Source organism: Variovorax sp. PEI5 (assembly GCF_056679935.1).
Window position 1 is genome coordinate 1,845,927 of the sequence record NZ_CM155257.1, and the last position, 22,061, is coordinate 1,867,987.

Annotated in this window: 22 protein-coding genes, 1 tRNA gene and 1 riboswitch; of the genes, 7 read left to right on the forward strand and 16 right to left on the reverse strand. The window is 65.1% G+C overall.

The window, feature by feature from the left end; all coding sequences use genetic code 11:
- Positions 1-50: 50 nt before the first annotated feature.
- From AC1MLT_RS08480 to AC1MLT_RS08490, 3 genes are all read right to left on the reverse strand, one after another.
- The gene (locus tag AC1MLT_RS08480) at positions 51-1,154 is read right to left on the reverse strand and encodes an NAD(P)/FAD-dependent oxidoreductase (RefSeq protein WP_481031848.1); all 1,104 of its coding nucleotides are present in this window, start codon (positions 1,152-1,154) and stop codon (positions 51-53) included.
- 39 nt (positions 1,155-1,193) lie between these two features.
- A complete protein-coding gene (locus AC1MLT_RS08485; protein ID WP_481031850.1) occupies positions 1,194-1,478 on the reverse strand; it encodes a hypothetical protein in 285 nt (94 codons plus the stop codon).
- A 134-nt stretch (positions 1,479-1,612) separates the two neighbouring features.
- Complete coding sequence (locus AC1MLT_RS08490; RefSeq protein ID WP_481031852.1) at positions 1,613-1,759, reverse strand: DUF2256 domain-containing protein; 147 nt, start codon at positions 1,757-1,759, stop codon at positions 1,613-1,615.
- A 208-nt stretch (positions 1,760-1,967) separates the two neighbouring features.
- On the opposite strand from AC1MLT_RS08490, the gene AC1MLT_RS08495 reads away from it, so the two are divergent.
- Positions 1,968-2,987 carry an exostosin domain-containing protein gene (locus AC1MLT_RS08495; protein ID WP_481031853.1) on the forward strand — a complete coding sequence of 340 codons (1,020 nt, stop codon included), beginning with the start codon at positions 1,968-1,970 and terminating at the stop codon, positions 2,985-2,987.
- Positions 2,988-3,069: 82 nt separating this feature from the next.
- On the opposite strand, the gene AC1MLT_RS08500 is transcribed toward AC1MLT_RS08495, so the two are convergent.
- The 10 genes from AC1MLT_RS08500 to aceA all read right to left on the reverse strand — a co-directional run bounded on the left by AC1MLT_RS08500 (position 3,070) and on the right by aceA (position 12,780).
- Positions 3,070-3,146, reverse strand: a tRNA-Pro gene (locus AC1MLT_RS08500).
- A 10-nt stretch (positions 3,147-3,156) separates the two neighbouring features.
- Positions 3,157-3,732, reverse strand: coding sequence for a MerR family transcriptional regulator (locus tag AC1MLT_RS08505; protein WP_481031855.1), 576 nt, complete (start codon positions 3,730-3,732; stop codon positions 3,157-3,159).
- Positions 3,733-3,797: 65 nt separating this feature from the next.
- Positions 3,798-4,184 carry an integration host factor subunit alpha gene (locus AC1MLT_RS08510; RefSeq protein ID WP_481031857.1) on the reverse strand — a complete coding sequence of 129 codons (387 nt, stop codon included), beginning with the start codon at positions 4,182-4,184 and terminating at the stop codon, positions 3,798-3,800.
- A gap of 8 nt (positions 4,185-4,192) precedes the next feature.
- Positions 4,193-6,631: a phenylalanine--tRNA ligase subunit beta gene (gene pheT / locus AC1MLT_RS08515; protein ID WP_481031859.1), complete on the reverse strand. Its 2,439-nt coding sequence runs from the start codon at positions 6,629-6,631 to the stop codon at positions 4,193-4,195.
- A gap of 49 nt (positions 6,632-6,680) precedes the next feature.
- On the reverse strand, positions 6,681-7,757 hold the full coding sequence (gene pheS / locus AC1MLT_RS08520) for a phenylalanine--tRNA ligase subunit alpha (protein ID WP_481031862.1): 1,077 nt from the start codon (positions 7,755-7,757) through the stop codon (positions 6,681-6,683).
- 111 nt (positions 7,758-7,868) lie between these two features.
- On the reverse strand, positions 7,869-8,228 hold the full coding sequence (gene rplT, locus AC1MLT_RS08525) for a 50S ribosomal protein L20 (RefSeq protein ID WP_481031863.1): 360 nt from the start codon (positions 8,226-8,228) through the stop codon (positions 7,869-7,871).
- 24 nt (positions 8,229-8,252) lie between these two features.
- A complete protein-coding gene (rpmI, locus tag AC1MLT_RS08530; protein ID WP_132733279.1) occupies positions 8,253-8,456 on the reverse strand; it encodes a 50S ribosomal protein L35 in 204 nt (67 codons plus the stop codon).
- 176 nt (positions 8,457-8,632) lie between these two features.
- A complete protein-coding gene (infC, locus tag AC1MLT_RS08535; protein ID WP_481034948.1) occupies positions 8,633-9,244 on the reverse strand; it encodes a translation initiation factor IF-3 in 612 nt (203 codons plus the stop codon).
- A 78-nt stretch (positions 9,245-9,322) separates the two neighbouring features.
- A complete protein-coding gene (gene thrS / locus AC1MLT_RS08540; protein WP_481031865.1) occupies positions 9,323-11,230 on the reverse strand; it encodes a threonine--tRNA ligase in 1,908 nt (635 codons plus the stop codon).
- A 230-nt stretch (positions 11,231-11,460) separates the two neighbouring features.
- Entirely contained in the window at positions 11,461-12,780 is a 1,320-nt protein-coding gene (gene aceA, locus AC1MLT_RS08545; RefSeq protein ID WP_481031867.1) for an isocitrate lyase, read from the reverse strand.
- A gap of 342 nt (positions 12,781-13,122) precedes the next feature.
- Between aceA and AC1MLT_RS08550 the strand changes: the two genes are divergently transcribed.
- From AC1MLT_RS08550 to AC1MLT_RS08565, 4 genes are all read left to right on the forward strand, one after another.
- The gene (locus AC1MLT_RS08550) at positions 13,123-14,079 is read left to right on the forward strand and encodes a DMT family transporter (RefSeq protein WP_481031869.1); all 957 of its coding nucleotides are present in this window, start codon (positions 13,123-13,125) and stop codon (positions 14,077-14,079) included.
- A 196-nt stretch (positions 14,080-14,275) separates the two neighbouring features.
- Positions 14,276-14,683: an SWIB/MDM2 domain-containing protein gene (locus AC1MLT_RS08555; protein WP_481031871.1), complete on the forward strand. Its 408-nt coding sequence runs from the start codon at positions 14,276-14,278 to the stop codon at positions 14,681-14,683.
- Between the two features lie 181 nt (positions 14,684-14,864).
- Positions 14,865-15,021: riboswitch (FMN riboswitch) on the forward strand.
- A 105-nt stretch (positions 15,022-15,126) separates the two neighbouring features.
- A complete protein-coding gene (locus tag AC1MLT_RS08560; protein WP_481031873.1) occupies positions 15,127-15,651 on the forward strand; it encodes a 6,7-dimethyl-8-ribityllumazine synthase in 525 nt (174 codons plus the stop codon).
- Positions 15,652-15,689: 38 nt separating this feature from the next.
- Positions 15,690-16,739, forward strand: coding sequence for a metal-dependent hydrolase (locus AC1MLT_RS08565; RefSeq protein ID WP_481031875.1), 1,050 nt, complete (start codon positions 15,690-15,692; stop codon positions 16,737-16,739).
- 18 nt (positions 16,740-16,757) lie between these two features.
- Here AC1MLT_RS08565 and AC1MLT_RS08570 read toward each other — a convergent pair whose 3' ends face one another.
- The gene (locus AC1MLT_RS08570) at positions 16,758-17,519 is read right to left on the reverse strand and encodes a sulfite exporter TauE/SafE family protein (protein WP_481031877.1); all 762 of its coding nucleotides are present in this window, start codon (positions 17,517-17,519) and stop codon (positions 16,758-16,760) included.
- Positions 17,516-18,790 (reverse strand): MFS transporter, encoded by a 1,275-nt coding sequence (locus tag AC1MLT_RS08575; protein ID WP_481031879.1) that lies wholly within the window; start codon positions 18,788-18,790, stop codon positions 17,516-17,518. The genes AC1MLT_RS08570 and AC1MLT_RS08575 overlap by 4 nt, the downstream gene beginning before the upstream one ends.
- Before the next feature lie 92 nt (positions 18,791-18,882).
- On the opposite strand from AC1MLT_RS08575, the gene AC1MLT_RS08580 reads away from it, so the two are divergent.
- Together AC1MLT_RS08580 and AC1MLT_RS08585 are read left to right on the forward strand one after the other, a co-directional pair.
- Positions 18,883-19,812, forward strand: a complete 930-nt coding sequence (locus AC1MLT_RS08580; RefSeq protein ID WP_481031881.1) for an AraC family transcriptional regulator — start codon at positions 18,883-18,885, stop codon at positions 19,810-19,812.
- Complete coding sequence (locus AC1MLT_RS08585) at positions 19,809-21,614, forward strand: SulP family inorganic anion transporter (protein ID WP_481031883.1); 1,806 nt, start codon at positions 19,809-19,811, stop codon at positions 21,612-21,614. Before AC1MLT_RS08580 ends, AC1MLT_RS08585 begins: the two co-directional genes overlap by 4 nt.
- Here the strand turns inward: AC1MLT_RS08585 and arfB are convergent.
- Complete coding sequence (arfB, locus tag AC1MLT_RS08590; RefSeq protein ID WP_481031885.1) at positions 21,583-21,996, reverse strand: alternative ribosome rescue aminoacyl-tRNA hydrolase ArfB; 414 nt, start codon at positions 21,994-21,996, stop codon at positions 21,583-21,585. The two genes, AC1MLT_RS08585 and arfB, sit on opposite strands and share 32 nt — an antisense overlap.
- Positions 21,997-22,061 lie beyond the last annotated feature (65 nt).

Sequence of the window (22,061 nt, forward strand, 5' to 3'; positions counted from 1 at the left end):
CGGTAACTCGCATGCCTGCAAATGGCATGCCAATCGATGTGACGGACGACTCAGACGGTCGCCAGCATGCCCGCCACGCGGGCACCGATGGCCAGGCTGCTGGTGAGCCCCGGCGACTCGATCCCGAACAGGTTCACCAGACCCGGGATGCCATGCACCTCGGGACCCTGGATGCAGAAATCCGCAGCCGGCTCGCCGGGCGCCGAAATCTTCGGCCGCATGCCGGCGTAGGCCGGCACCAGGCTGTCGTCCTTCAAACCCGGCCAGTAGCGTCGCACCTCGGCATAGAAACCGGCGCAGCGCCGGGGGTCGACGACCAGATCGTCGGGCGACGTCACCCATTCGACATCGGGACCGAATCGAGCCTGTCCGCCCAGGTCCAGCGTCAGGTGCACGCCCAACCCAGCGGCTTCGGGCACCGGATAGATGAGACGATCGAAGGGCGCCTTGCCAGCCAGGGTGAAATAGCTGCCCTTGGCGTAATAGGGCGTGGGCACGAGATCGGCCCGCAATCCATCCAGATTCCGCGCCAGCGCGGGTGCGCCGAGACCGGCGGCATTCACCAGCGTCCGGCATCGCACGAGCGTATCGTCGCCCAGGTCCAGTTCGATGCCCTCGGCATCGCAACGTCCGTGAACCACATGGGAACGGAACACGACCATACCCCCCATGCCTTCGATGTCGCCCTGGTAGGCGAGCATGAGCGCATGACTGTCGATGATGCCGGTGCTGGGGGAATGCAGTGCCGCCTGGCATTTAAGCTGTGGCTCCATCTCCTTGGCTTCCTCGGCGCCGAGGAGGGAGAGATCGGATATGCCATTGGCGATGCCGCTGGCCAGGATCTTCTGCAGATAGCCTACCTGCGCCGCGGATGTCGCGACGATCAGCTTGCCACAGCGTCGATGCGCGACGCCACGCTCGTTGACGTAGGCATAGAGCAGACCCCTGCCCTCGACGCACAACTGGGCCTTCAGTGAACCCTGGGGGTAATACATGCCGGCATGGATGACTTCGCTGCTGCGTGAACTGATGCCCGTGCCAATAGAGGAAGCCGACTCCAGCACCATCACTTCACGCCCCTGCAGGGCCAATGCGCGGGCTACGGCCAAGCCCACGACTCCCGCACCGACGACAACACAATCAAGATCGTTCATGCGGCCAGCTTATCTCAAGCCGGCAAAGTATCTACTCCGCTAGATCCGGCTCATCGAGGCCTTGGCATCGGGCCAGCGAAATGACGCCGCGCGCATGAATTGGCGATTGGCCCTGAAGCGCAAGGCCGTCGCGGTGTGCAGCAGGCGCGTGCCGCCGACGATGGTCTTGGCCATCAGAAAACCGGCGACGCTCAACGGCTTGGTGGGGCTTGCGGGATCGAGCTCGGGCTCGACCGGAAGTTGGGATGGATCGGACTCGACGGGATCCGGCGTCGTGATGGGGGTCGGAAGATCGGGAACCGGAAGATCGCTGCCATGTGCCATGTGAGACTCCTTGAATGGCTTCTTTTTAGAAGCCGATCCACGCGCTCGCGCAAGCAGCGAAGCCCATGTGGCGTCGGCGCGGACCGACAGGGCGCCAGACATCTGCCCGCCATGAATCGTGGAACGCAAAAGCATCAACCCTGCTTACGCGCGTGTCTGCAGCGCTCCGAGCAGTACTTGACCTCCTCCCAGTCCTTGCTCCATTTCTTCCGCCAGGCAAAGGGCAAACCGCAAGCCAGGCAGTTCTTCTGCGGCAGATCGGCCTTCTTTCGCATTCGCATGTCGTCCGGTTCTCTCGAGCAATGAGCCTGGAAACGGCCAGGACACCGTACACCGCAGCGCCAAATTAAAGATTGTTTCTTTTTTTCTTACAAAAACATCTCAAATAAGGACGTATATTAAAAATGCATTACTGTGCATTAAGACACATAAAACTTTAATATTTTCTTGACACAGGACATTTTTGGTCCAGCGAAAGACTGACAACCCATGATCGTGCTTCATGTCACAGGCACTCCCGACCAGCGTCACCATCGCGAGTTGACGGGTGTGCTCCAGCAGTTCGACAACATCGTTCTGACCCCTGACCTGGACAAGGCGGAAGTCATCGTCATGAGCGACGGCGAGGCCGCATCCATCCGCCAGATGGACGCCTATCACCGGTTTCCGGAGAAGTGCGTGACGATCTCCGATTCGGATGTCATGGACTACTACATCCCGGCCCTGTATGCATCGAACTACACCGGTCTGCTGTCACGCCATCGGGCCCTGACCTGCAGCCCCTACACCTCGCTCTTTTCGGCACAGGGCAAGCGCAACGGCTGGATCGATCGACTGATCGACGAGCCGATGGACAAGACGCTGCTCTACAGCTTCATGGGCGGCAGCACCTGCATGCTGCGCAAGCGGCTGTTCCGGCACTACAAGTCGCTCGATCTGCCGGACGTGCATGTGGCACCGACCGACTACTACAAGCATTGGGCTCCGGACGCCGGCGGCAAGGTCGACAAGAGCACCCAGCAGCGCGTGTATGTCGAGACGATGCGGGCTTCGAAATTCGCCCTGTGTCCAAGAGGCGCCAGTCCCTCGAGCATCCGCATGTTCGAGGCCATGGAGATGGGCATCGCACCCGTGGTGATGGCGGATACCTGGATTCCGGTCGAGGGTGTCGACTGGAGTTTCTGCTTGTTCGTGAAAGAGAAGCAGCTTCCTCAACTCGACGCCATCATTCGCTCGCGCGAGCACGAGTGGCAGGAGCGCGGCGCCGCCGCCCGCAGGGTCTTCGACGAACATTTCGGCCCCGCCTCGCTGGGCATCACTCTCGAGCGGCAGTTTCGTCAGCTTCGCAAGCAGCGCAGTGCAAGTCGTGAGGCGATGATCCATGCGTTCTACCCGGCGCGCCAGGCTTTCACCCATGGCAAGGTCACGGCACGCAAGCATCTGCGCGCGCTTGTCCTGGCGGGGTTCCGGATCGCAGGACGCAATTTCCCGTACGAGCTCAATCGATGATGTCGGGCCGACCTGCCGAGCGCGGGGTCGGCGAAAAGAAAAAAGGGTTGGCAACCGTGAAGTTGCCAACCCTTTTCCATGTTGGTCGGTGTGAAAGGATTCGAACCTTCGACCCCTTGCACCCCATGCAAGTGCGCTACCAGGCTGCGCCACACACCGAAGCCTTCGATTATAGCTGTCGCGCGCCGGGCTCCAGAGCAAAGAGCTCCCGAATTTCCAACAATTCGCGTCTCAGATCCTGCCATCGCGCGAGATCCCTCTCGTCGTTCGATGCAGGCATGGCGTCGAGCGAGGTCGTGGTCAGCGTCGTGGACATCGGTGCGAAGGGCTCGTGCACAGCCGCATCCCAGACTTCCTGATCGATATCCGTCGCTTCGACCCCCTCCACGCCGTACTCCTCGGGGCCATCGGGGTCATCGACTTCGTCTGGCGTGAAACGAGTGGCCATGACGTTTTCCACCATGGCCCGGCGCCGCTCCCGCTCCGATTGCGCCAGTTCCTGCAGCTTGTTGCGGGCCCCACTGATGGTGAAGCCCTGGTCGTAGAGCAGATCCCGGATCCGGCGGATCATCAGCACTTCATGGTGCTGGTAGTAGCGTCGGTTGCCGCGTCGCTTCATGGGACGCAGTTGGGTGAACTCCTGCTCCCAATAACGCAGAACGTGCGGCTTCACGCCACACAGCTCACCGACCTCACCGATCGTGAAGTAACGCTTGGCAGGAATCGGTGGAAGCATTTTCTCCATTGAAATCAATACGGTGCAGGCCAAATCTCGAAGATTACTCCACGTGCCCGCAGCGGACCAAGCACTTATTCGGCGCCCACCCGCCAAACTTCGATCTCGGTCGCATCGACATTCGAGACCGCTTCGGACCCACTGCCTCCACCGTTCTGGATCTGCTCCTTGAGCTTGGCGCTTGCATGGAAGGTGGCAACGCGACGTTCGCCGATCGGAATGGCTTCCCCGGTCCTGGGATTGCGCCCGGGACGGGGCGCCTTCATGCGGATCTGGAAATTGCCAAATCCGGAGATCTTGACGTCGGTACCTTCGATCAGGCTGGTCGCCACCAGCTCGAAGAAGGCCTCGATCATGTCCTTCGATTCACGCTTGTTGAGGCCGATCTGCTCGAACAGCAATTCGGCCAGATGTGCCTTGGTCAAGGCAGGCGTTTCCAGTGCTTCGAGCGTGAAATCCATGATCCTGTTCATCCTCGCTGACGCGCGCCCAGGGTCGATGCCAATTGCTCGACGATGGCGCGCACGACCGGTTCGACCTGTTCGTCGTTCAGGGCTTGACCTTCGGACCGGAAGACCAGCCGCACCGCCATGCTCTTCTCTCCCGATGCCAGGCCGGCCGTTCCGGACGTGGCACCCTCGCGCGCGGGTTGCGGACGATAGATGTCGAACAGGACGGCATCACGCAGCATGCCCTGCGTCGACGTCGCCTTGATGGTATCGATCAAACGCTGGTGAGTGACTTCCTCTGCCACGATCACGGCGATGTCGCGTTCGATGGGCTGATGCTTCGGCACGGGCCGGGCGACCGGCACCGGTCTCGGCGTGACCGCCTCCAGATCGAGTTCGAACAGCAGCGGCGCCTGGGCCAGATCCCAGCTCTGGCGCCAGCGAGGATGCAGCTCGCCGACGACACCGATGGCTTGGCCGTCGATCATCACGCGCGCCGAGCGGCCCGGATGCAGCGCCGGATGCTCGACGGGCTCGAAGGTCGCCAGACGCGGTGCCAGCAAGGCTTCGACGTCGCCCTTGACGTCATAGAAATCGACCCGCTGCGGCTTGCCATTCCAGCGCGAGGCGGCATCGTCGCCCCAGGCCAGACCGGTCAGCCGCATGGGTTGATGGATGCCCTTGACCGTGGTGTCGGTGGTCGCGACGCTCGCATCACGCATGAACACGCGACCGATCTCGAAGACCCGCACGCTCTGCGCCTTGCGGTCGAGATTGAACTTGAGCACCTGCAGCAACGATCCCATGAGGGAGGAACGCATGACGCTCATCGGACTGGCGATCGGATTGAGCAGCTTCACCGGATCGGCGTTGCCCGCGAGTTCATGCTCCCAGTGGGCTTCCACGAAACTGAAATTGACCGTCTCCTGGTAGCCGAGTCCGGCCACCTGATGGCGCACGGCGAAACGACCACGGTGATCTTCGGGACGGATGCGGGCGGTGATGGGAGCGAGTGGCGGCGTCGTGGGCAGCTTGTCGTAGCCGATCAGCCGTACGACCTCCTCGATCAGGTCTTCCTCGATCCGCAGGTCGAACCGGTGGGGCGCCGGCGTGACGATGACGACGCCGTCGCCCTCCTCGACCGACAGCCCGAGACGTCGCATCGCATCGACGCACTGTGCCTGGGTGACCGGCATGCCGATGACCCGGGCCGCGCGTGCGACGCGCAGCGTGACCGGCTCGGCTTCGGGCAACCGGAGGATCTTGTCGTCGACCGGACCGACCGAGCCACCGCAGATGTCGACGATCAGCCGAGTGATGCGTTCGATGATCTCGACGGTGCGGCTCGGATCGACGCCACGTTCGAAGCGGTGCCCGGCATCGGTCGTGAAGCCGAAGCGTCGCGACCGGCCCTGGATCGCTTCGGGCCACCAGAACGCCGCCTCGACATAGATGTGTCGGGTGCTGTCGGACACCGCGGTCGCATCGCCGCCCATGATGCCCGCGAGCGACTCGATGCCGCGCGCATCGGCGATCACGCCCACCTTCTCGTCGATCGTCACGTTGCTGCCGTTGAGCAGCTTGAGCTGCTCGCCCGCGTGCCCCCAGCGCACCACGAGACCTCCGTGGATCTTGTCCAGGTCGAAGATGTGGGTCGGCTGGCCATACTCGAACATCACGTAGTTGGAGATGTCGACCAGCGGCGACACGCTTCTCTGACCGCAACGCGCGAGCCGGTCGACCATCCAGGCGGGCGTCCTGACGGTGGTGTCGACATCGCGGATCACGCGCCCTGAGAAGCGTCCGCACAGTTCGGCAGCCTCCACGCTGACGGGCAGCATGTCGTCCAGCGATGCCGCCACGGGCGCGATGGCCGGTGTCTCCAGGGGCGCGCCGGTCAGCGCGGACAATTCGCGCGCGATGCCATGGACGCTCAGGCCATGCGCCAGATTGGGCGTGAGCTTGAGCGTGAGGAGCAGATCGTCGAGCGCGAGGACGTCGCGGACATCGGCACCCAGGGGCGCATCGTTGTCCAGCTCCAGCAATCCCTCGTGGTCTTCGCTGAGCTTGAGTTCGCGCGCCGAGCAGAGCATGCCCTGGCTCTCGACGCCACGCAGCTTGCCGAGCTTGATCAGGAAGGGCTTGCCATCCTCACCGGGCGGCAGCTCGGCCCCCACCAACGCGCAGGGCACCTTGATGCCGACGCGCGCGTTGGGCGCACCGCAGACGATGTTGAGCAGCGCATCCCGGCCGACGTCGACCTGGCATACGCGCAGGCGGTCCGCGTTGGGATGCTGCACGGCCTCCTTGATCTCGCCGACGACGATGCGGCTGAACGGCGGCGCCACGGGGCTTCGCTCTTCGACTTCGAAGCCGCCCATGGTGAGCGTCTCGGCCAATTCGGCACTGGACAGCGGCGGGTTGCAGAACTCGCGCAACCAGGACTCGGGAAATTGCATTCGTTGTTCTCTCAGGGATCGATGGGTGACGCGGGAAGTCCGAAGCGCGTCACTGGAATTGCGACAGGAATCGCAGGTCGCCGTCGAAGAAGAGGCGCAGGTCGTTCACGCCATAGCGCAGCATGGTGAGCCGGTCGGGACCCATGCCGAAAGCGAAGCCGATATAGCGTTCGGGATCGAGACCCATGTTGCGCACCACGTTCGGATGCACCTGGCCCGATCCGGCCACTTCCAGCCAACGCCCTGCCAATGGCCCGCTCTGGAACTGGATGTCGATCTCCGCGCTCGGCTCGGTGAACGGAAAGAAGCTCGGGCGAAAGCGCAGCACCAGATCGTCGCTCTCGAAGAAGGTACGGCAGAAGTCCGTGAAAACGACCTTGAGGTCCTTGAAGCTGACGTTCTCACCCAGCCACAGGCCTTCGCACTGATGGAACATGGGCGAATGCGTGGCATCGCTGTCGACACGATAGGTGCGTCCCGGAGCGATCACCCGGATCTCGGGCGCCTTGACCATTCCGCTGGTGTCGTTCGCTGCGGCCTGGAAGGCGGCCGCGTGCTTGGCGATGTGCTGATGGGCATAGCGCACCTGCATCGGACTCGTATGGGGACGCAGGTTGTACGACACGCCATCCTCGCCCTTGATGTCGACATAGAACGTGTCCTGCATCGAACGGGCCGGATGGTTCGGAGGATTGTTCAGCGAGGTGAAGCTGTGCCAGTCGCTCTCGATCTCTGGACCATCGGCGACATCGAAACCCATGCTGGAAAAGATGGCCTCGATGCGTTCCATCGTTCGACTCACCGGGTGCAGACCTCCCGTCGTGCGGCGACGCCCCGGCAGGGTCACGTCGAGTGCCTCCGCCCGCAACTGTACTTCCAGTTCCAGGTCTGCCAGCTGCTGGCGACGTTCGGACAATGCGGTCTCGATGGCCTGCTTGGCGACGTTGATCGCGGCACCGCGAAACTTCTTCTCGTCGACGGGCAGCTGCGCCATGCCCTTCATCAGCTCGGTGATGCGTCCGGACTTGCCGATGAAACGCGCCTTGGCGTTCTCAAGCTCCGCAGGCAATGCCGCAGCGGCGAAGGCGGCCCGTGCAGTCTCGACCAGGGATTCCAGCTCGTTCATGAAATTCTTCAGGGAGAAAATAAAAAAGGGCTGGTGCTTTCTTCAAGCGCCAGCCCTCGTGCCATGGGCGCGGTCGACCGCCCGAAGGGTCGACCTCCCGGCAAACGGAAATCAAGCTGCCAGCTTCGCCTTGACTTGTTCCACGATGCCGGCAAAAGCGGCCTTGTCATGCACGGCGATATCGGCAAGGACCTTGCGGTCGATCTCGATGCCGGCCTTGCGGATGCCATTGGCGAATTGGCTGTAGGTCATGCCCAATTCACGCGATGCGGCGTTGATGCGCGCGATCCACAATTGACGGAAGACGCGCTTCTTGGTGCGGCGATCACGGTAGGCATATTGGCCAGCCTTCATCACCGCCTGTTTGGCGATGCGGAAGACATTGCCGCGGCGACCGCGGAAACCCTTGGCGAGCTTGAGAACTTTCTTGTGGCGGGCGCGAGCCGTTACACCACGTTTGACGCGAGGCATGTATTTACTCCTTGTTCGTCTGAATTAAATGCCCATGCCGGGCAGCATCGCGGCCATCGAAACCATGTTGGTCTCGTGGACGGTGACTGCACCACGCAGATGGCGCTTGTTCTTGGTGGTCTTCTTGGTCAGGATGTGACGCTTGAAGGCTTGACCGCGCTTGACGGTGCCACCGGGACGAACGCGGAAACGTTTTTTCGCGCTGCTCTTGGTCTTCATTTTGGGCATGTGAATGCTCCTTTAATTTGTGCTCGTGAGGCGCTGCAGATGATCCGCAGACTTGTTGGCCCCGAGACACTTCTTTTTTCCGACTGGTCGACGACTCGCACCATCCACCACCCGAAACCCTGTGACTAATCCTTCGACCTGAAAACGCATCAGCCGCGAACGGCCAGGAATGCGGTTCAGGCGGTCGCCGGCGATTGCGTCGTGACGTCGCTCGTCGGCTTGGCGGCACCCGCCTTCTTTCGGCCCGGCGCGATCATCATGATCATCTGACGCCCTTCGAGCTTCGGAAACTGCTCGACCATGATGGTGTCTCCCAATTCATCGCGAATGCGCTGCAGAAGTGCCAGACCCAGTTCCTGGTGCGTGATCTCGCGACCGCGAAAACGCAACGTGATCTTGCACTTGTCCCCTTCTTCAAGGAAGCGCTTGATGTTGCGCATCTTGATGTTGTAGTCACCATCATCGGTGCCCGGGCGGAACTTGATTTCCTTGACTTCGACGATCTTCTGCTTGGACTTCGCCTCAGCCGCCTTCTTCTGCTCGTGATACTTGAACTTGCCGTACTCGATCAGACGACAAACCGGGGGGTTGGCCGCAGCGACGACCTCCACGAGGTCGACATCCTGATCGCCGGCGAGGCGCAGAGCCTCCATGAGACTCACGACGCCCAACGGCTCGTTCTCGGGCCCGATCAGGCGGACTTCCGGGGCCATGATTTCCCGGTTAAGGCGGTGTTGGCGTTCCTCGCGGTGGCGGCGGTCGCGGAATGCAGTAGCGATGGTCAGGATCCTTCAAACAGTTTGCGGCCGGAATGGCAGCGATCGCCATGCAGATTGCGCCCACAAACCTGTTTTTCAATCGAAAAATCAGCGCTTGTGCTGGATATCGTCGGCGACCTTCTGTAAGAACGCCTCCACCGACATGGCACCGAGGTCAATGTTGCCCCGGGCGCGCACTGCGACGGCACCTGCTTCCTTCTCCTTGTCACCCACGACGAGGATATAGGGAAGCTTTTGCAACGAATGCTTCCGTATTTTATACGTAATCTTTTCGTTGTGCAGGTCAAGCTGAACCCTAAGCCCTTGATTCTGCAGCGTTTTAGCGACGGAAGCAGCGTAATCGGCCTGCCCCTCGCTGATATTGAGCACCGCGACCTGTACCGGCGCGAGCCAGGAAGGCAATGCACCTGCATGGTGCTCGATCAGCATGCCGATGAAGCGCTCCAGGCTGCCGACGATCGCCCGATGCAGCATGACAGGATAGGCACGGCCGCTGGTCTCGGTCACGTACTCGCCACCCAGACGCTCGGCCATGTTGAAGTCGACCTGCATCGTGCCGCACTGCCATTGCCGGCCGATGGCGTCCCTGAGCGTGTATTCGATCTTCGGACCGTAGAAGGCCCCGTCCCCGGGCGCGATGACGAAATCGACCCCCGACCGACGCAGCGCCTCCATGACGGCATGTTCCGCCTTGTCCCAGAGCGCATCGGAGCCGATGCGGTTCTCGGGGCGAGTCGCCACCTTGTAGAGGATGTCGGTGAAACCGAAATCGGCATAGACCTTCTGGAGCTGCGCGGTGTAGTTCACGCACTCTTCCAGGATCTGGTCCTCGGTGCAGAAGATGTGACCATCGTCCTGCGTGAAGCCGCGCACCCGCATGATCCCGTGCAGCGCGCCGCTGGGTTCGTTGCGATGGCACTGGCCGAATTCACCATAGCGCAGTGGCAGATCGCGATAGCTGCGCAGGTCCGACTTGAAGATCAGCACATGGCCCGGGCAGTTCATCGGCTTCAGCGCATATTCACGCTTTTCCGACTCGGTGACGAACATGTTGTCGCGATAGTTCTGCCAATGGCCCGTCTTCTCCCACAGGCTCTTGTCGAGAATCTGCGGGCCTTTCACTTCCTGATAGCCCGTGTCCTTGTAGATCTGGCGCATGTACTGCTCGACGGCCTGCCAGACCGCCCATCCCTTCGGATGCCAGAAGACCACGCCGGGCGCGACCTCGTCGATGTGGAAGAGGTCGAGCTCCTTGCCCAGACGGCGGTGATCGCGCTTCTCGGCTTCCTCGATGCGCTGGATGTATTGATCGAGTTGCTTCTTGTCGGCCCAGGCCGTGCCGTAGATCCGCTGGAGCTGTTCGTTCTTGGCATCGCCACGCCAGTAGGCACCGGCGAGCTTGGTCAGCTTGAAGACCTTCAGGAAACGCGTGTTGGGCACGTGCGGGCCACGGCACATGTCGACGTACTCCTGGTGGTAGTACAGGCCCATGGCCTGTTCGTCGGGCATGTCCTCGACCAGGCGAAGCTTGTAGTCCTCGCCACGCGACCTGAAGACCTCGATCACCTCGGCGCGAGGCGTCATCTTCTTGACGACCTCGTAGTCCTGCGCGATCAGTTCCTTCATGCGTTGCTCGATCGCCGCCATGTCCTCGGGCGTGAACGGGCGCTCGTACGAGATGTCGTAGTAGAAGCCCTCCTCGATCACCGGACCGATGACCATCTTCGCCGTCGGATAGAGCTGCTTGACCGCGTGGCCCACCAGATGGGCCGTCGAGTGGCGGATGATCTCGAGGCCCTCGTCGTCCTTGGGGGTGATGATCTGGACCTTGGCATCGCGGTCGATGATGTCGCTGGCGTCGACCAGGCGACCATCGATCTTGCCCGCCACCGTCATCTTCGCGAGTCCGGGGCCGATCGATCGGGCGACGTCGGCCACCGAGACCGGGCCGGGATACTCGCGCTGGGAGTTGTCGGGAAGCGTGATTTGAATCATGAGGAAATCTTGAGCGTGAAAAACAAAAAAGCGCGGTGACGACCGCGCTTTGCTGGTGGACTGACGGCGATCGCCGACGCGCGGGATTACCGGCGCGCTCCTTCGGAGGTAGCGCCGGGGCAGGCGTCGGACGTAGTTCGCGGTGTCATAACCAGAATGCCTTTCTCGCTCTTGTTGCGGGGACGGAGCCGGAGATTCTATCTGCCAGACTCCGTCCGTCCGCCGAAGGGTCAGTGGAACTGTTCTTCCTCGGTCGAACCCGTCAGTGCCGTCACACTCGACTTTCCGCCCTGGATGACCGTGGTCACCTCGTCGAAGTAGCCGGTACCGACTTCCTGCTGGTGCGAGACGAAGGTGTAGCCACGGTCGCGGGCCGCGAATTCGGGTTCCTGGACCTTCTCGACATAGGCCGACATGCCGCGCTGTGCATAGTCCTGCGCCAGGTCGAACATGTTGAACCACATCGAGTGGATGCCGGCGAGGGTGATGAACTGGTACTTGTAGCCCATCGCACCGAGTTCGCGCTGGAACTTGGCGATGGTCGCATCGTCGAGGTTCTTCTTCCAGTTGAACGACGGCGAGCAGTTGTACGCCAGCATCTTGCCCGGATGCACCTTGTGCACGGCCTCGGCGAACTTGCGGGCGAATTCCAGGTCGGGCGTGCCGGTTTCGCACCACACCAGATCGGCGTAGTGGGCATAGGCCACGGCGCGGCTGATCGCCTGATCCATGCCCTTGCGGGTCCGATAGAAGCCTTCGGCCGTGCGCTCACCGGTGATGAAGGCCTTGTCGTTCTCGTCGTAGTCGCTCGTGATGAGATCGGCGGCTTCCGCATCGGTGCGGGCGATGACCAGCGTCGGCGTGCCGCAGACGTCGGCCGCCATGCGTGCGGCGATCAGCTTCTGGACCGCTTCGGTCGTCGGCACCAGCACCTTGCCACCCATGTGGCCGCACTTCTTGACCGAGGCCAGCTGATCCTCGAAGTGGACGCCGCCGGCACCGGCCTTGATCATGGCCTTCATCAGCTCGAAGGCATTGAGCACGCCGCCGAAGCCGGCTTCCGCATCGGCCACGATCGGCGCGAAATAATCGATGTAGCCGGCATCGCCCGGATTGGTGCCCTTGGACCACTGGATCTCGTCGGCACGACGGAAGGTGTTGTTGATGCGTTCGACCACCGTCGGCACCGAGTCGACCGGATAGAGCGACTGGTCCGGATACATCGAGGCATAGCTGTTGTTGTCCGCGGCGACCTGCCAGCCCGACAGGTAGATGGCCTTGATGCCGGCCTTCACCTGCTGCATCGCCTGGCCGCCCGTCAACGCGCCGAGGCAGTTGACATAGGGCTCGTCATGCACGAGGTCCCAGAGCTTCTCGGCGCCACGGCGCGCCAGCGTGTGCTCGATGGGGAAGGAACCGCGCAGGCGGACCACTTCGGCGGCACTGTAGCCCCGCTTGATGCCCTTCCAGCGCGGGTTGGTCGCCCAATCCTTTTCGAGGGCGGCGATCTGCTGTTCGCGGCTGAGCTGTTCGGTGAGGGTCTGAGGCATGGTGAGTCACTCCGGGAGGTTGTTGATCTTTGCTTGGCATCAGCTGATCGAGTGCTGCTGCCATGACATGACTTTAACGGCTTTGAAATGTCTTATGTCTTATATAAGAGTTATTTTTTCATTAATGAAATCAACATCTTACGATGACAATTTTTCAATGCGGAATTCGATATCTCATATCGAGAAAATATACCGCAGCGCAACATATCAATTTCCCATGATGCGGAATCCGTTCCTGACTGTGAAAAAGGCAGGTCCCGGGCCATCTGGTCGGGAGCGTGTATGCATCGGGCATCATCGGCCGCCTCTTCGAATTCACGCCCGGCCCGACCCGCTTCGCCCTTGAACAGTTCCGATTCCCCAGGCAGCCGCTGGGTCGCCTATGGCTGCCTCGCGCTCAGCACGACGCTGGTCGGCAGCTACGTCGCGCTGTCCAAGCCCCTGGTGGCGGTGTTCCCCGTTCTGCTGCTGGCCTGGTTGCGCTTCGGGATCGCCGCCCTCGCCATGCCCCACTGGTTGCGACGCGGTGCGGACGAACCGGCCATGACCATGGGAACCCGGGGCCTGGTGTTCCTGGAGTCGTTCCTGGGCAATTTCATGTTCTCGATCTGCATGCTGTTCGGCGTCAGCCTGACGAGCGCCGTGTCGGCGGGCGTGATCATGGCGTCGATCCCGGCCGCCGTCGCCGCCGCCAGCTTCGTCTTCCTGAAGGAGCGCATCACGTGGCGCACGGGACTGGCGATCGGCTGCGCGGCCTGCGGCATCGGGCTGCTGGCGCTGGCCCCATCGACGACCTCGATGCATGCGCCGGATGCGTCGGATGCCGGCGCGATGCGGCGGTCCTGGCCATGGCTGGGCAATGCGCTGGTGTTCTGCGCCGTCCTGTGCGAGGCCGCCTATGCCGTGATCGGCAAATCCCTCACCCGCCGACTCGGTCCCAAGCGCATCTCCTCGCTCATCAATCTCTGGGGCTTCGCGCTGTCGACCCCGTTCGGCCTGTGGCTGGCCTGGCACTTCGACTTCGGCGCGGTCGGCAGCGGGATGTGGCTGCTGCTCGTGTTCTATGCGATGGCCGCCAGCATCTGGACGGTGTGGCTCTGGATGACCGGCCTGGCGCACGTACCCGCCGCGCAGGCCGGCGTCTTCACCGTCATGCTGCCCGTCAGCGCCGCGCTGGTGGGTGTGTTCGCGCTGGGTGAATCGCTCTCCGGTGCGCAGTTGCTGGCCTTCGTGCCGGCGCTGTCCGGCGTGGTGCTGGCGACCTGGCCGCCACGTGGTGGCGGAAGTCCATCGCACTGATGCCACGATGTTCCTCGACGCCCCGGATTCGGGAATGGCGAAACGGCTTCGCGGAGCCTCGGAAAAAAGCAACAGGGCCCAGCGAAAAGTCCCTTTTTCCCTTGGAAACGTGTTTCTTCTCCTTTAGCATGCGATCTTCCAATGGAGACCTGATTTTTCATTGGCGAGACCTCCAAATCCAACAAGGAAATCAACCATGGCAACTGCAAAGAAGGCTCCGGCCAAGAAGACCGAGGCCTCGAAGGCCGCGGCACCTGCGAAGAAGGCCGCAGCTCCCGCGAAGACAGCCACGGCCGACCAGGGCGCGCCGGCCAAGAAGGCTGCTGCTTCCAAGACCGCCGCACCGGCGAAGAAGCGCACGCCCAACGCCGCCTTCATGAAGGAACTGACCCCCAGCGCGGAGCTCGCAGCCGTCGTCGGCTCCACGCCCCTGCCCCGCACCGCGGTGGTCAGCAAGCTGTGGGACTACATCAAGAAGAACAACCTGCAGGACAAGGACAACAAGCGCAACATCAATGCCGACGACAAGCTCAAGGCCATCTTCGGCAAGTCGCAGGTGTCGATGTTCGAACTCGCCGCTTTGATCGGCAAGCACGTCAAGTGATCGGATCGGGCGGCCGCGCTGGCGGACCTCCCGGACCCACAGAAGAAGCCGGCCCCGTGCCGGCTTTTTTTTCGTCCCGCAGCCGGGAAGTCACACCGGCCGGATGGTCGCAACGCCCGTGACAGCATGGCCCCGTCGCCCTGCCTAGAATCGGTTCCGCTCCGGTCCTGCCGGAGCATCCAAGCGTTCTCAGGGCGGGGCGGAACTCCCCACCGGCGGTGATGGCGATCCATTCGCACAAGCCCGCGAGCGCCTGCCGTGCCCAGCGCGTGGCGGGGTCAGCAGACCCGGTTCGACTCCGGGGCCGACGGTCACAGTCCGGATGAAAGAGAGCGCGAACCGATGGTCGGCCATCAGGCATCGCGCATGCCGGATCGATCATGGGCTTCGTGCGCCCTGATTCAGGAAAACCCGCTTCGCCCGTTCGAAGCCCGAGGCCCACCATGAGTCAGATCAACGACCTTCCCCTCTCCGCCATGTCCTCAGCGAGCGCCGACGACGGCGCCCGCCGCATCGCCTTCGTCGAGGCCCAGTGGCATGCCGACATCGTCCACCAGGCACGCGATGCCTTCCTCGCCGAGATGGCGCGCCAAGGCTTTCCACGCGAGCGCATCGACGTCATCGACGTGCCGGGCGCCTTCGAGATTCCGCTGCATGCGCGCCGGCTCGCGCTGTCGGGCCGCTATGCCGCCATCGTGGGCTGCGCCCTGGTGGTCGATGGCGGCATCTACCGCCACGAGTTCGTCGCCGCCACGGTGGTCGAGGCACTGATGTCGCTGCAGCTTCAGACCGATGTGCCGGTGCTGTCGGCGGTCCTCACGCCGCACCATTTCCACGAGCACGTGGAGCATCGCAAGTACTTCCACCAGCACTTCGCCGTCAAGGGCACCGAGGTGGCCGATGCCTGCATGAAGACGATCACCGGCCTGCACGCGCTCGATGCGCTGCTGGCACCCGCACGGGCCTAGACGGCACGCGGCGTCCGGCCGACGCTAGCATCGGCCGCATGGATTCCCTGACCCAGATCGTGCTCGGCGGCGCCGTGGCCGCCGCCATCGCCCCGGCCCGCCAGCGCCGCGCCGCCCTCCTCGCCGGTGCCGCGCTCGGCACGCTGCCCGATCTCGACGGGCTGCTGCTGAAGCTGTTCACCGACGATCCGGTGACCCTGATGACGATGCATCGCAGCTTCAGCCATTCGCTGCTGGTGCTGCCCTTCGTCGGCCTGCTGATCTGGTGGCTGTTCAGGCGCCGGGGCGGACGCGTGGGCGAGGCGCCGGGACGCTGGTTCTGGGCCATCGAACTGGCGCTGGTCACGCATCCCCTGCTCGACGCCTTCACGGTCTACGGCACGCAGCTGTGGTGGCCGCTGCCGACGCCGCCGGTGTCGTGGTCGAGCATCTTCATCATCGACCCGGCCTACACGCTGTGGCTGCTGGCCGCCTGCGTCTACGCCTGGTGGGCCGCCGCCGATGCACGGGCGCGGCGACCGCTGCGGATGCGCCGGGCGCAGCAGGCGCTCGTGGGCGCGCTCGCGATCAGCAGCATCTACCTGGGCGGATCGCTGCTGGCGCGCCAGGCGGCCGAGCGCGAGGCCGATCGCGCGCTGGCCGCCCTGGGCCTGGCGGACGCGCCGCGCCTGGCCGGACCGACTCCGCTGAACACGCTGCTCTGGCGCGTCGTCGCGCTGACGCCGACGGGCTATCTCGAAGGCGAACATTCGCTGATCGCCGACCGGGGCCCGATGGCCTTCCGCGCCTATCCGTCGGACACGCGAGCGCTGGGTGAAGCGGGCGACGTGCCGGCCGTGCGCCGGCTCGCCTGGTTCAATGGTGGCTTCATGCGGGCGCAGCGCACGCCCGACGGCCTCCTGGTGCTGTCGGACCTGCGGATGGGCGAGGCACCGAGCTACACCTTCCAGTTCGAGGTGGCGCGCAGCGACGGCACCGGACGCTGGCGGGCGATCCCGCCGCGCCAGCAGCCCTGGAAGGCGCCCATCGACGGCCTCGGAGCGCTCTGGCACCGCATCTGGAACGAACCCCGCGCGCCGACGCCGTGACGCGCCGAGGAAGCCGCCTCAGCGCGCCCACAACACCGGCAGCGATCCCGCCAGCAGGGCCAGCCCCGATGCCGTCAGCAATGCCAGCACCAGTTGGCGGAAGGCCGCATCGCTGATGCCGACGTAGAGGCGCGCGCCCAGCAGCACCGGCACCAGCACGCAGACCGCCACCAGCGCCAGCAGGGGCAGCATGGCCGCCGTGACGTGTCCGGCCGCGGCATGGACCGCGAACGACACGGCCAGCATGGACAGGTTGAAGTTCTGCACGATCGAGCGCTGCACGTCGCGCTCGAGCCCGCGCAGCGTGCACCACAGGGTCGGCACCGGGCCGGTGAAGCCGCCGATGCCACCGCACACCCCACCCAGCAGGCCCGAGACGCCATCGGCCACCCGCCCACCCCATCGCAGGCGAGGCAGGCGGCGCGCCATCAGCATGGCCGAGCACCAGACCACCAGCAGCGCACCGAGACCGGCATTGAACGCGACCGCATCGATCCGGGGCAGCAGCCAGACGCCGACCGGCACGCCCACCAGGCCACCCAGCACGAACGGCAGCAGCAGGCGCGGGTCGAAACCGCGCCGCACGGTGACGGCGGCGATCACCTGGCCCGTCAACGCGCCGAAGACCGCCAGCACGGCGGCCAGCCGGGGCTCGACCGTCCAGGCCCAGAACGACATCGCCACCAGCCCGAAGGCGAAACCCGAGAGGCCCTGCACGAAACCCGCGACGGCGGCACCGAGCGCGACGATCAGGTAGAGCGATGGCGCGAAGTCGCTCATGCCGACGCGGAGACCGGCAGCAGGGCTTCCCGACGCGCGCGGCGCACGTTGAAGGCGCTGGCGATCAGCACCGCCTGCACGATCGCCAGACCGACGATCACGCTGCGATAGCGGCCCTGGTCCATCAGGCCACCGAAGACCAGCGGCGCGGCCGCCTGGCCGATGTCCAGCCCGGCGTACACGACGCCATAGACGCGGCCGGTGGCGTTGGGCGGCGTCGAGCGCTTGACCAGCAGGTCGCGCGACGGCCCGGCGATGCCCGAGGCGAAGCCCATGGCACCGAAGATCACCGGCACCATGAGCGGCGCGAAGTCGGCGAAGGCCAGCACCAGCGCCAGCGACGCGGCGATGCCGAATCCCGCTCCCACGATGCGCTCGCAGCGCGACGGATCGGACGCCAGGAAGCCGCCCAGCACCATGCCCGCCGCTCCCGCGCCCATGTAGATCGTCAGGCACATCGCCACCAGCGCCAGCGGCACCGCGTGCAGATGGCCGGCGGCCACCGGCGCGAAGGTCTGCACGATGCTGATGACCATGGCGTAGAAGAAGAAGAATCCGAAGCACATCCAGACCGCCGGGATGCGCAGGAAATCGAACTGCCCCGACACGGCCGCGTGCGGCGCGCCCGGCACGCCCTGCCCCGTCGCCTTGAGCACCGCCTTGACGTCGAGCGCGAGCACTCCGCGATACAGCCAGAGCAGCAGCAGCACCGCCAGCGCCACGCCACCGGCCGCCGCCAGCGCCACACGCCACGAATACGCCATGGCCAGCGGCACCACGAACGCCGGTGCCAGCGCCCAGCCCAGGCTGCCGGTGATGCCGTGGACGCTGTAGGCGTGGCCAAGGCGCGTCGGCGCCACCTTGCGGTTGAACAGCGTGTAGTTGACCGGATGGAACACCCCGTTGCCCACGCCCCCCACCATGGCGCTGATCAGCAGCATCCAGTAGCTCTGCGCCACGGCATAACCGAAGGCGGCCAATGCGAGCATCGCCAGGCCGACGAACAGCACCGGCCGCGGACCGAGCTTGTCGACCACGAAGCCGGAGGCCGCCTGCACCAGGCACGACACCACGAAGAACACCGTCAGCACGGCGCCGAGCTGGATGTAGCTGACGTCGAAGGCTTCCTTCAGCCACGGGAAGAGCGGCGCCAGCACCAGCTGGCTGAAGTGGCTGACCGCGTGCCCGAGGCCGACGAGGCCGATCAGCTGGGCATCGGCCCTGAGGGTGGGTGTCGCGACGGACGCGGACGGCGCGTGGGGAGCAGGCATGATGGCGGGCCGAGAGAAAAACCGGGAGGTCTTGATCGTAGGCCGCTCGGCGGCGTCAGAATGGCGATAGAAGGACAACCTATGTCGAAACCATGACAGTCGATTCCGTCGATCCCGAGCAACCCGCCGCTTCCGGGTCCGCAGCAGCCATCCCTTCCCGCAGGCGCAACCACCTGCGCCTCGCCGCCACCGGTTCGACGACCCATGTGGGTCCGCTCACGCCGCACCTCTATGCGCCCGATGCCGTGCGGCCGCTGCGGGCCAAGGAGCATTTCCTCAAGGCCGACACGCATGTCGAGCTGCACGTGCACCCCTGGCCCCAGCTCACCTTCTCCACCCGTGGCGTGATCCGCCTGAGCACGCGCGACGGCAGCTACATCGTGCCGCCGTCGCGCGCCCTGTGGGTGCCGGCGAACGTACCGCACAGCATCACGCTGATCGAGGACGCCGAGCTGCGCACGGTCTACCTGCATGCCTGGCTGGCGCCGGGCTGGGAGCGTTGCGAGGTGCTGGAGATCAGCCCGCTGCTGCGTGCCCTGATGCTGGCCCTGGACACCACGCCCGACGGCCTGCCACCGGCCGACAGCCACGCGCCCCAGCGCGAGCGCATGATCGCGCCGCTCCTGATCGACGAACTCGGCCGCGCCCCGCAGATCCGCATCGACGTCCCGCTGCCGGCCGACAAGCGCCTGCGCCAGCTGTGCGAGACGCTGCTGCGCAACCCGGCCGACCGCGCCACGCTGGCCGAGCGCGCGGCGGCCATCGGCGCCAGCGAACGCACCGTGGCGCGCCTGTTCCGCGATCAGCTCGGCATGGGCTGGCAGCAGTGGCGCCAGCATGCGGTGATGGCGCACGCCCTGCCGCTGCTCGCGCGCGGCATGCCCGTCAGCCAGGTCGCCAGTGCCAGCGGCTATGCCACCGACAGTGCCTTCTGCGCCATGTTCAAGGCCGCCACCGGCCGCTCGCCCACCACCTTCCAGCACCGCAAACCACGGCTTTCGTCCAGGCCCGAGGACCGATGAGCAGATCGACGACCCGCGCGCACCTGACGCGCTGGCTGCCCTTCCTGGGCTGGCCCCGCCCCGATCGCGCCACGCTGCGCGGCGAGATCGTCGCCGGCCTGACGGTGGCGATGTTCGTGATCCCGCAAGGCGTGGCCTATGCCGCGCTCGCCGGCATGCCGCTGGTGACCGGCATCTACGCCTCGTTCCTGCCGGCCCTCGTCGGCGTGCTGTGGAGCGCCTCGGCGCGCCTGTCGGTCGGACCGACCGCGCTGACCAGCCTGCTGATCGGCGCCTCGCTCGCACCGCTGGCGATCCCGGGCAGCGCCGAATGGGTGTCCCTGGCGGTGTGGCTGGCGCTGCTGTCCGGCGCGATCCAGCTGGTGCTGGGCATCGGTCGCTTCGGCTGGCTCCTCAAGCTCGTCAATTCGCCGGTGCTGATCGGCTTCACCCAGGGCGCGGCGCTGCTGATCGTGGCCTCGCAGCTGCCGGCGCTGCTGGGCTTCACGGGCCGGCCGATCGCGCGCGTGCTCGACGGGCCACCGCCCGACGTCGCCGCCATCGTCTTCGGACTCGGCACCATGGCCGCGCTGTGGCTCGCCAAGCAGCGCTGGCCCCGGCTGCCGGCGGCGATGATCGTCGTCGTCATCGGTGCCCTGGCGAGCATGGCGTTCGGCTATGCGCTGCGCGGCGGGGCGGTGGTCGGCGCGCTGCCGGGCGGGCTGCCCTCGTTCTACTGGCCGGGCGCGGTCTCCATCGGCACCCTGGGCACGCTGCTGCTGCCGGCCTGCATGATCACGCTGGTGAGCTTCCTGGAGACGGCCTCGAGCGCCAAGATCGACAACGGCCGCGCCGGCAAGCTGTGGAACGAGAACCAGGACCTGATCGGCCAGGGGCTGGCGAAGATCGCCTCCGGCTTCTCGGGCGGCTTCGCCACCAGCTCGTCGTTCTCGCGCTCGGCCATCAACCTCTATGCCGGTGCCCAGACGGGCTGGGCCACCATCGTGTGCGTGGTGCTGATCGGGCTGGCGCTGCTGTGGATGATGCCGCTGCTCTATCACGTGCCGCAGGCCGTGCTGGCGGGGCTGGTGGTGACGGCCATCCTGGGTCTCATCAAGCCGCGCGCCTTCGTGCAGCTCTGGCGCGTCTCGCGCGTCGAGGCGATCACGGCGCTGGTGACGTTCGCGCTGACGGTCGTCACGACACCGGACATCTACTGGGGCGTGCTCGCCGGCCTGCTGATGAGCCTGAGCCACTACATGTACCGGCACCTGCATCCGCGCATCATCGAGGTCGGGCTGCATGCCGACGGCAGCCTGCGCGACCGCCACCTGTGGCACCTGCCGCCGCTCGCGCCCGACGTCTATGCGCTGCGCATGGATGCCGAGCTCGACTTCGCCTCGGCCAGCACGCTCGAACGCGCCATCGGCCAGCAGATCGCGGCGCGGCCCGGGCTGCGGGCGGTGTGCCTGTTCGCGCAACCCATCAACCGCATCGACGTGACCGGCGCGGAGGTCTTCGGCTCGATCCGCCAGACGCTGGCCGGCCGTGGCATCGCCCTGCTCCTGAGCGGCCTGAAGCTGCCGGCGCAGACGGTGCTGGAGAACGCCGGGCTGCTGACGCCGGATCCGCTGCTGGCGAGCTACCGGACGGATGCCGAAGCGCTGGCCGCCCTGGCGGCACTCGAGCGGCCGGGGCCACAGGACGCGCCGGTCGCCGTCCGGTCGGTGGCCGAACCGGGGCACGCGGCCGGCACGGCCGGCCAGGCCATCGCGACCGGCGAGGTGGCGCTCAATCCCTCACCCGCCCACGCAGATTCTTGATCTCCGAGCGCTGGCTCTTGCCCTCCAGCCGTCGCTGCTTAGAGCCATAGGAAGGCTTGGTGGCGCGGCGGATGCGTGGCGGCACGGCGACGCTGTCGACCACCGCCTGCAATCGCGCCAGCGCATCGGCGCGGTTCATCTCCTGGGTGCGGTGCTGCTGCGCCTTGAGCACCAGCACGCCTTCCTGGGTGATGCGGCTGTCGCGCAGGGCGAGCAGCCGCTCCTTGACATCCGGCGGCAGCGAACTCGCGCCGATGTCGTAGCGCAGGTGCACGGCGCTCGACACCTTGTTGACGTTCTGCCCACCCGCGCCCTGGGCGCGGATGGCGCTCAGCTCGACCTCGTCGGGGTCGATGGGGATGGAGGTCGGGCGCGTGCTCATGGCGCCGATTGTCCCGGAAGCTGGGCCCGCCGGCGATGCCGCGCGCCCCCGGGCCGCCGGCCGCC

Bases quoted from the DNA above. Each gene is read 5' to 3' on its own strand.
- AC1MLT_RS08480 (WP_481031848.1), bottom strand. From the start codon at position 1,154: ATGAACGATCTTGATTGTGTTGTCGTCGGTGCGGGAGTCGTGGGCTTG.
- AC1MLT_RS08485 (WP_481031850.1), bottom strand. From the start codon at position 1,478: ATGGCACATGGCAGCGATCTTCCGGTTCCCGATCTTCCGACCCCCATC.
- AC1MLT_RS08490 (WP_481031852.1), bottom strand. From the start codon at position 1,759: ATGCGAATGCGAAAGAAGGCCGATCTGCCGCAGAAGAACTGCCTGGCT.
- AC1MLT_RS08495 (WP_481031853.1), top strand. From the start codon at position 1,968: ATGATCGTGCTTCATGTCACAGGCACTCCCGACCAGCGTCACCATCGC.
- AC1MLT_RS08505 (WP_481031855.1), bottom strand. From the start codon at position 3,732: ATGGAGAAAATGCTTCCACCGATTCCTGCCAAGCGTTACTTCACGATC.
- AC1MLT_RS08510 (WP_481031857.1), bottom strand. From the start codon at position 4,184: ATGGATTTCACGCTCGAAGCACTGGAAACGCCTGCCTTGACCAAGGCA.
- pheT (WP_481031859.1), bottom strand. From the start codon at position 6,631: ATGCAATTTCCCGAGTCCTGGTTGCGCGAGTTCTGCAACCCGCCGCTG.
- pheS (WP_481031862.1), bottom strand. From the start codon at position 7,757: ATGAACGAGCTGGAATCCCTGGTCGAGACTGCACGGGCCGCCTTCGCC.
- rplT (WP_481031863.1), bottom strand. From the start codon at position 8,228: ATGCCTCGCGTCAAACGTGGTGTAACGGCTCGCGCCCGCCACAAGAAA.
- rpmI (WP_132733279.1), bottom strand. From the start codon at position 8,456: ATGCCCAAAATGAAGACCAAGAGCAGCGCGAAAAAACGTTTCCGCGTT.
- thrS (WP_481031865.1), bottom strand. From the start codon at position 11,230: ATGATTCAAATCACGCTTCCCGACAACTCCCAGCGCGAGTATCCCGGC.
- aceA (WP_481031867.1), bottom strand. From the start codon at position 12,780: ATGCCTCAGACCCTCACCGAACAGCTCAGCCGCGAACAGCAGATCGCC.
- AC1MLT_RS08555 (WP_481031871.1), top strand. From the start codon at position 14,276: ATGGCAACTGCAAAGAAGGCTCCGGCCAAGAAGACCGAGGCCTCGAAG.
- AC1MLT_RS08560 (WP_481031873.1), top strand. From the start codon at position 15,127: ATGAGTCAGATCAACGACCTTCCCCTCTCCGCCATGTCCTCAGCGAGC.
- AC1MLT_RS08565 (WP_481031875.1), top strand. From the start codon at position 15,690: ATGGATTCCCTGACCCAGATCGTGCTCGGCGGCGCCGTGGCCGCCGCC.
- AC1MLT_RS08570 (WP_481031877.1), bottom strand. From the start codon at position 17,519: ATGAGCGACTTCGCGCCATCGCTCTACCTGATCGTCGCGCTCGGTGCC.
- AC1MLT_RS08575 (WP_481031879.1), bottom strand. From the start codon at position 18,790: ATGCCTGCTCCCCACGCGCCGTCCGCGTCCGTCGCGACACCCACCCTC.
- AC1MLT_RS08580 (WP_481031881.1), top strand. From the start codon at position 18,883: ATGACAGTCGATTCCGTCGATCCCGAGCAACCCGCCGCTTCCGGGTCC.
- AC1MLT_RS08585 (WP_481031883.1), top strand. From the start codon at position 19,809: ATGAGCAGATCGACGACCCGCGCGCACCTGACGCGCTGGCTGCCCTTC.
- arfB (WP_481031885.1), bottom strand. From the start codon at position 21,996: ATGAGCACGCGCCCGACCTCCATCCCCATCGACCCCGACGAGGTCGAG.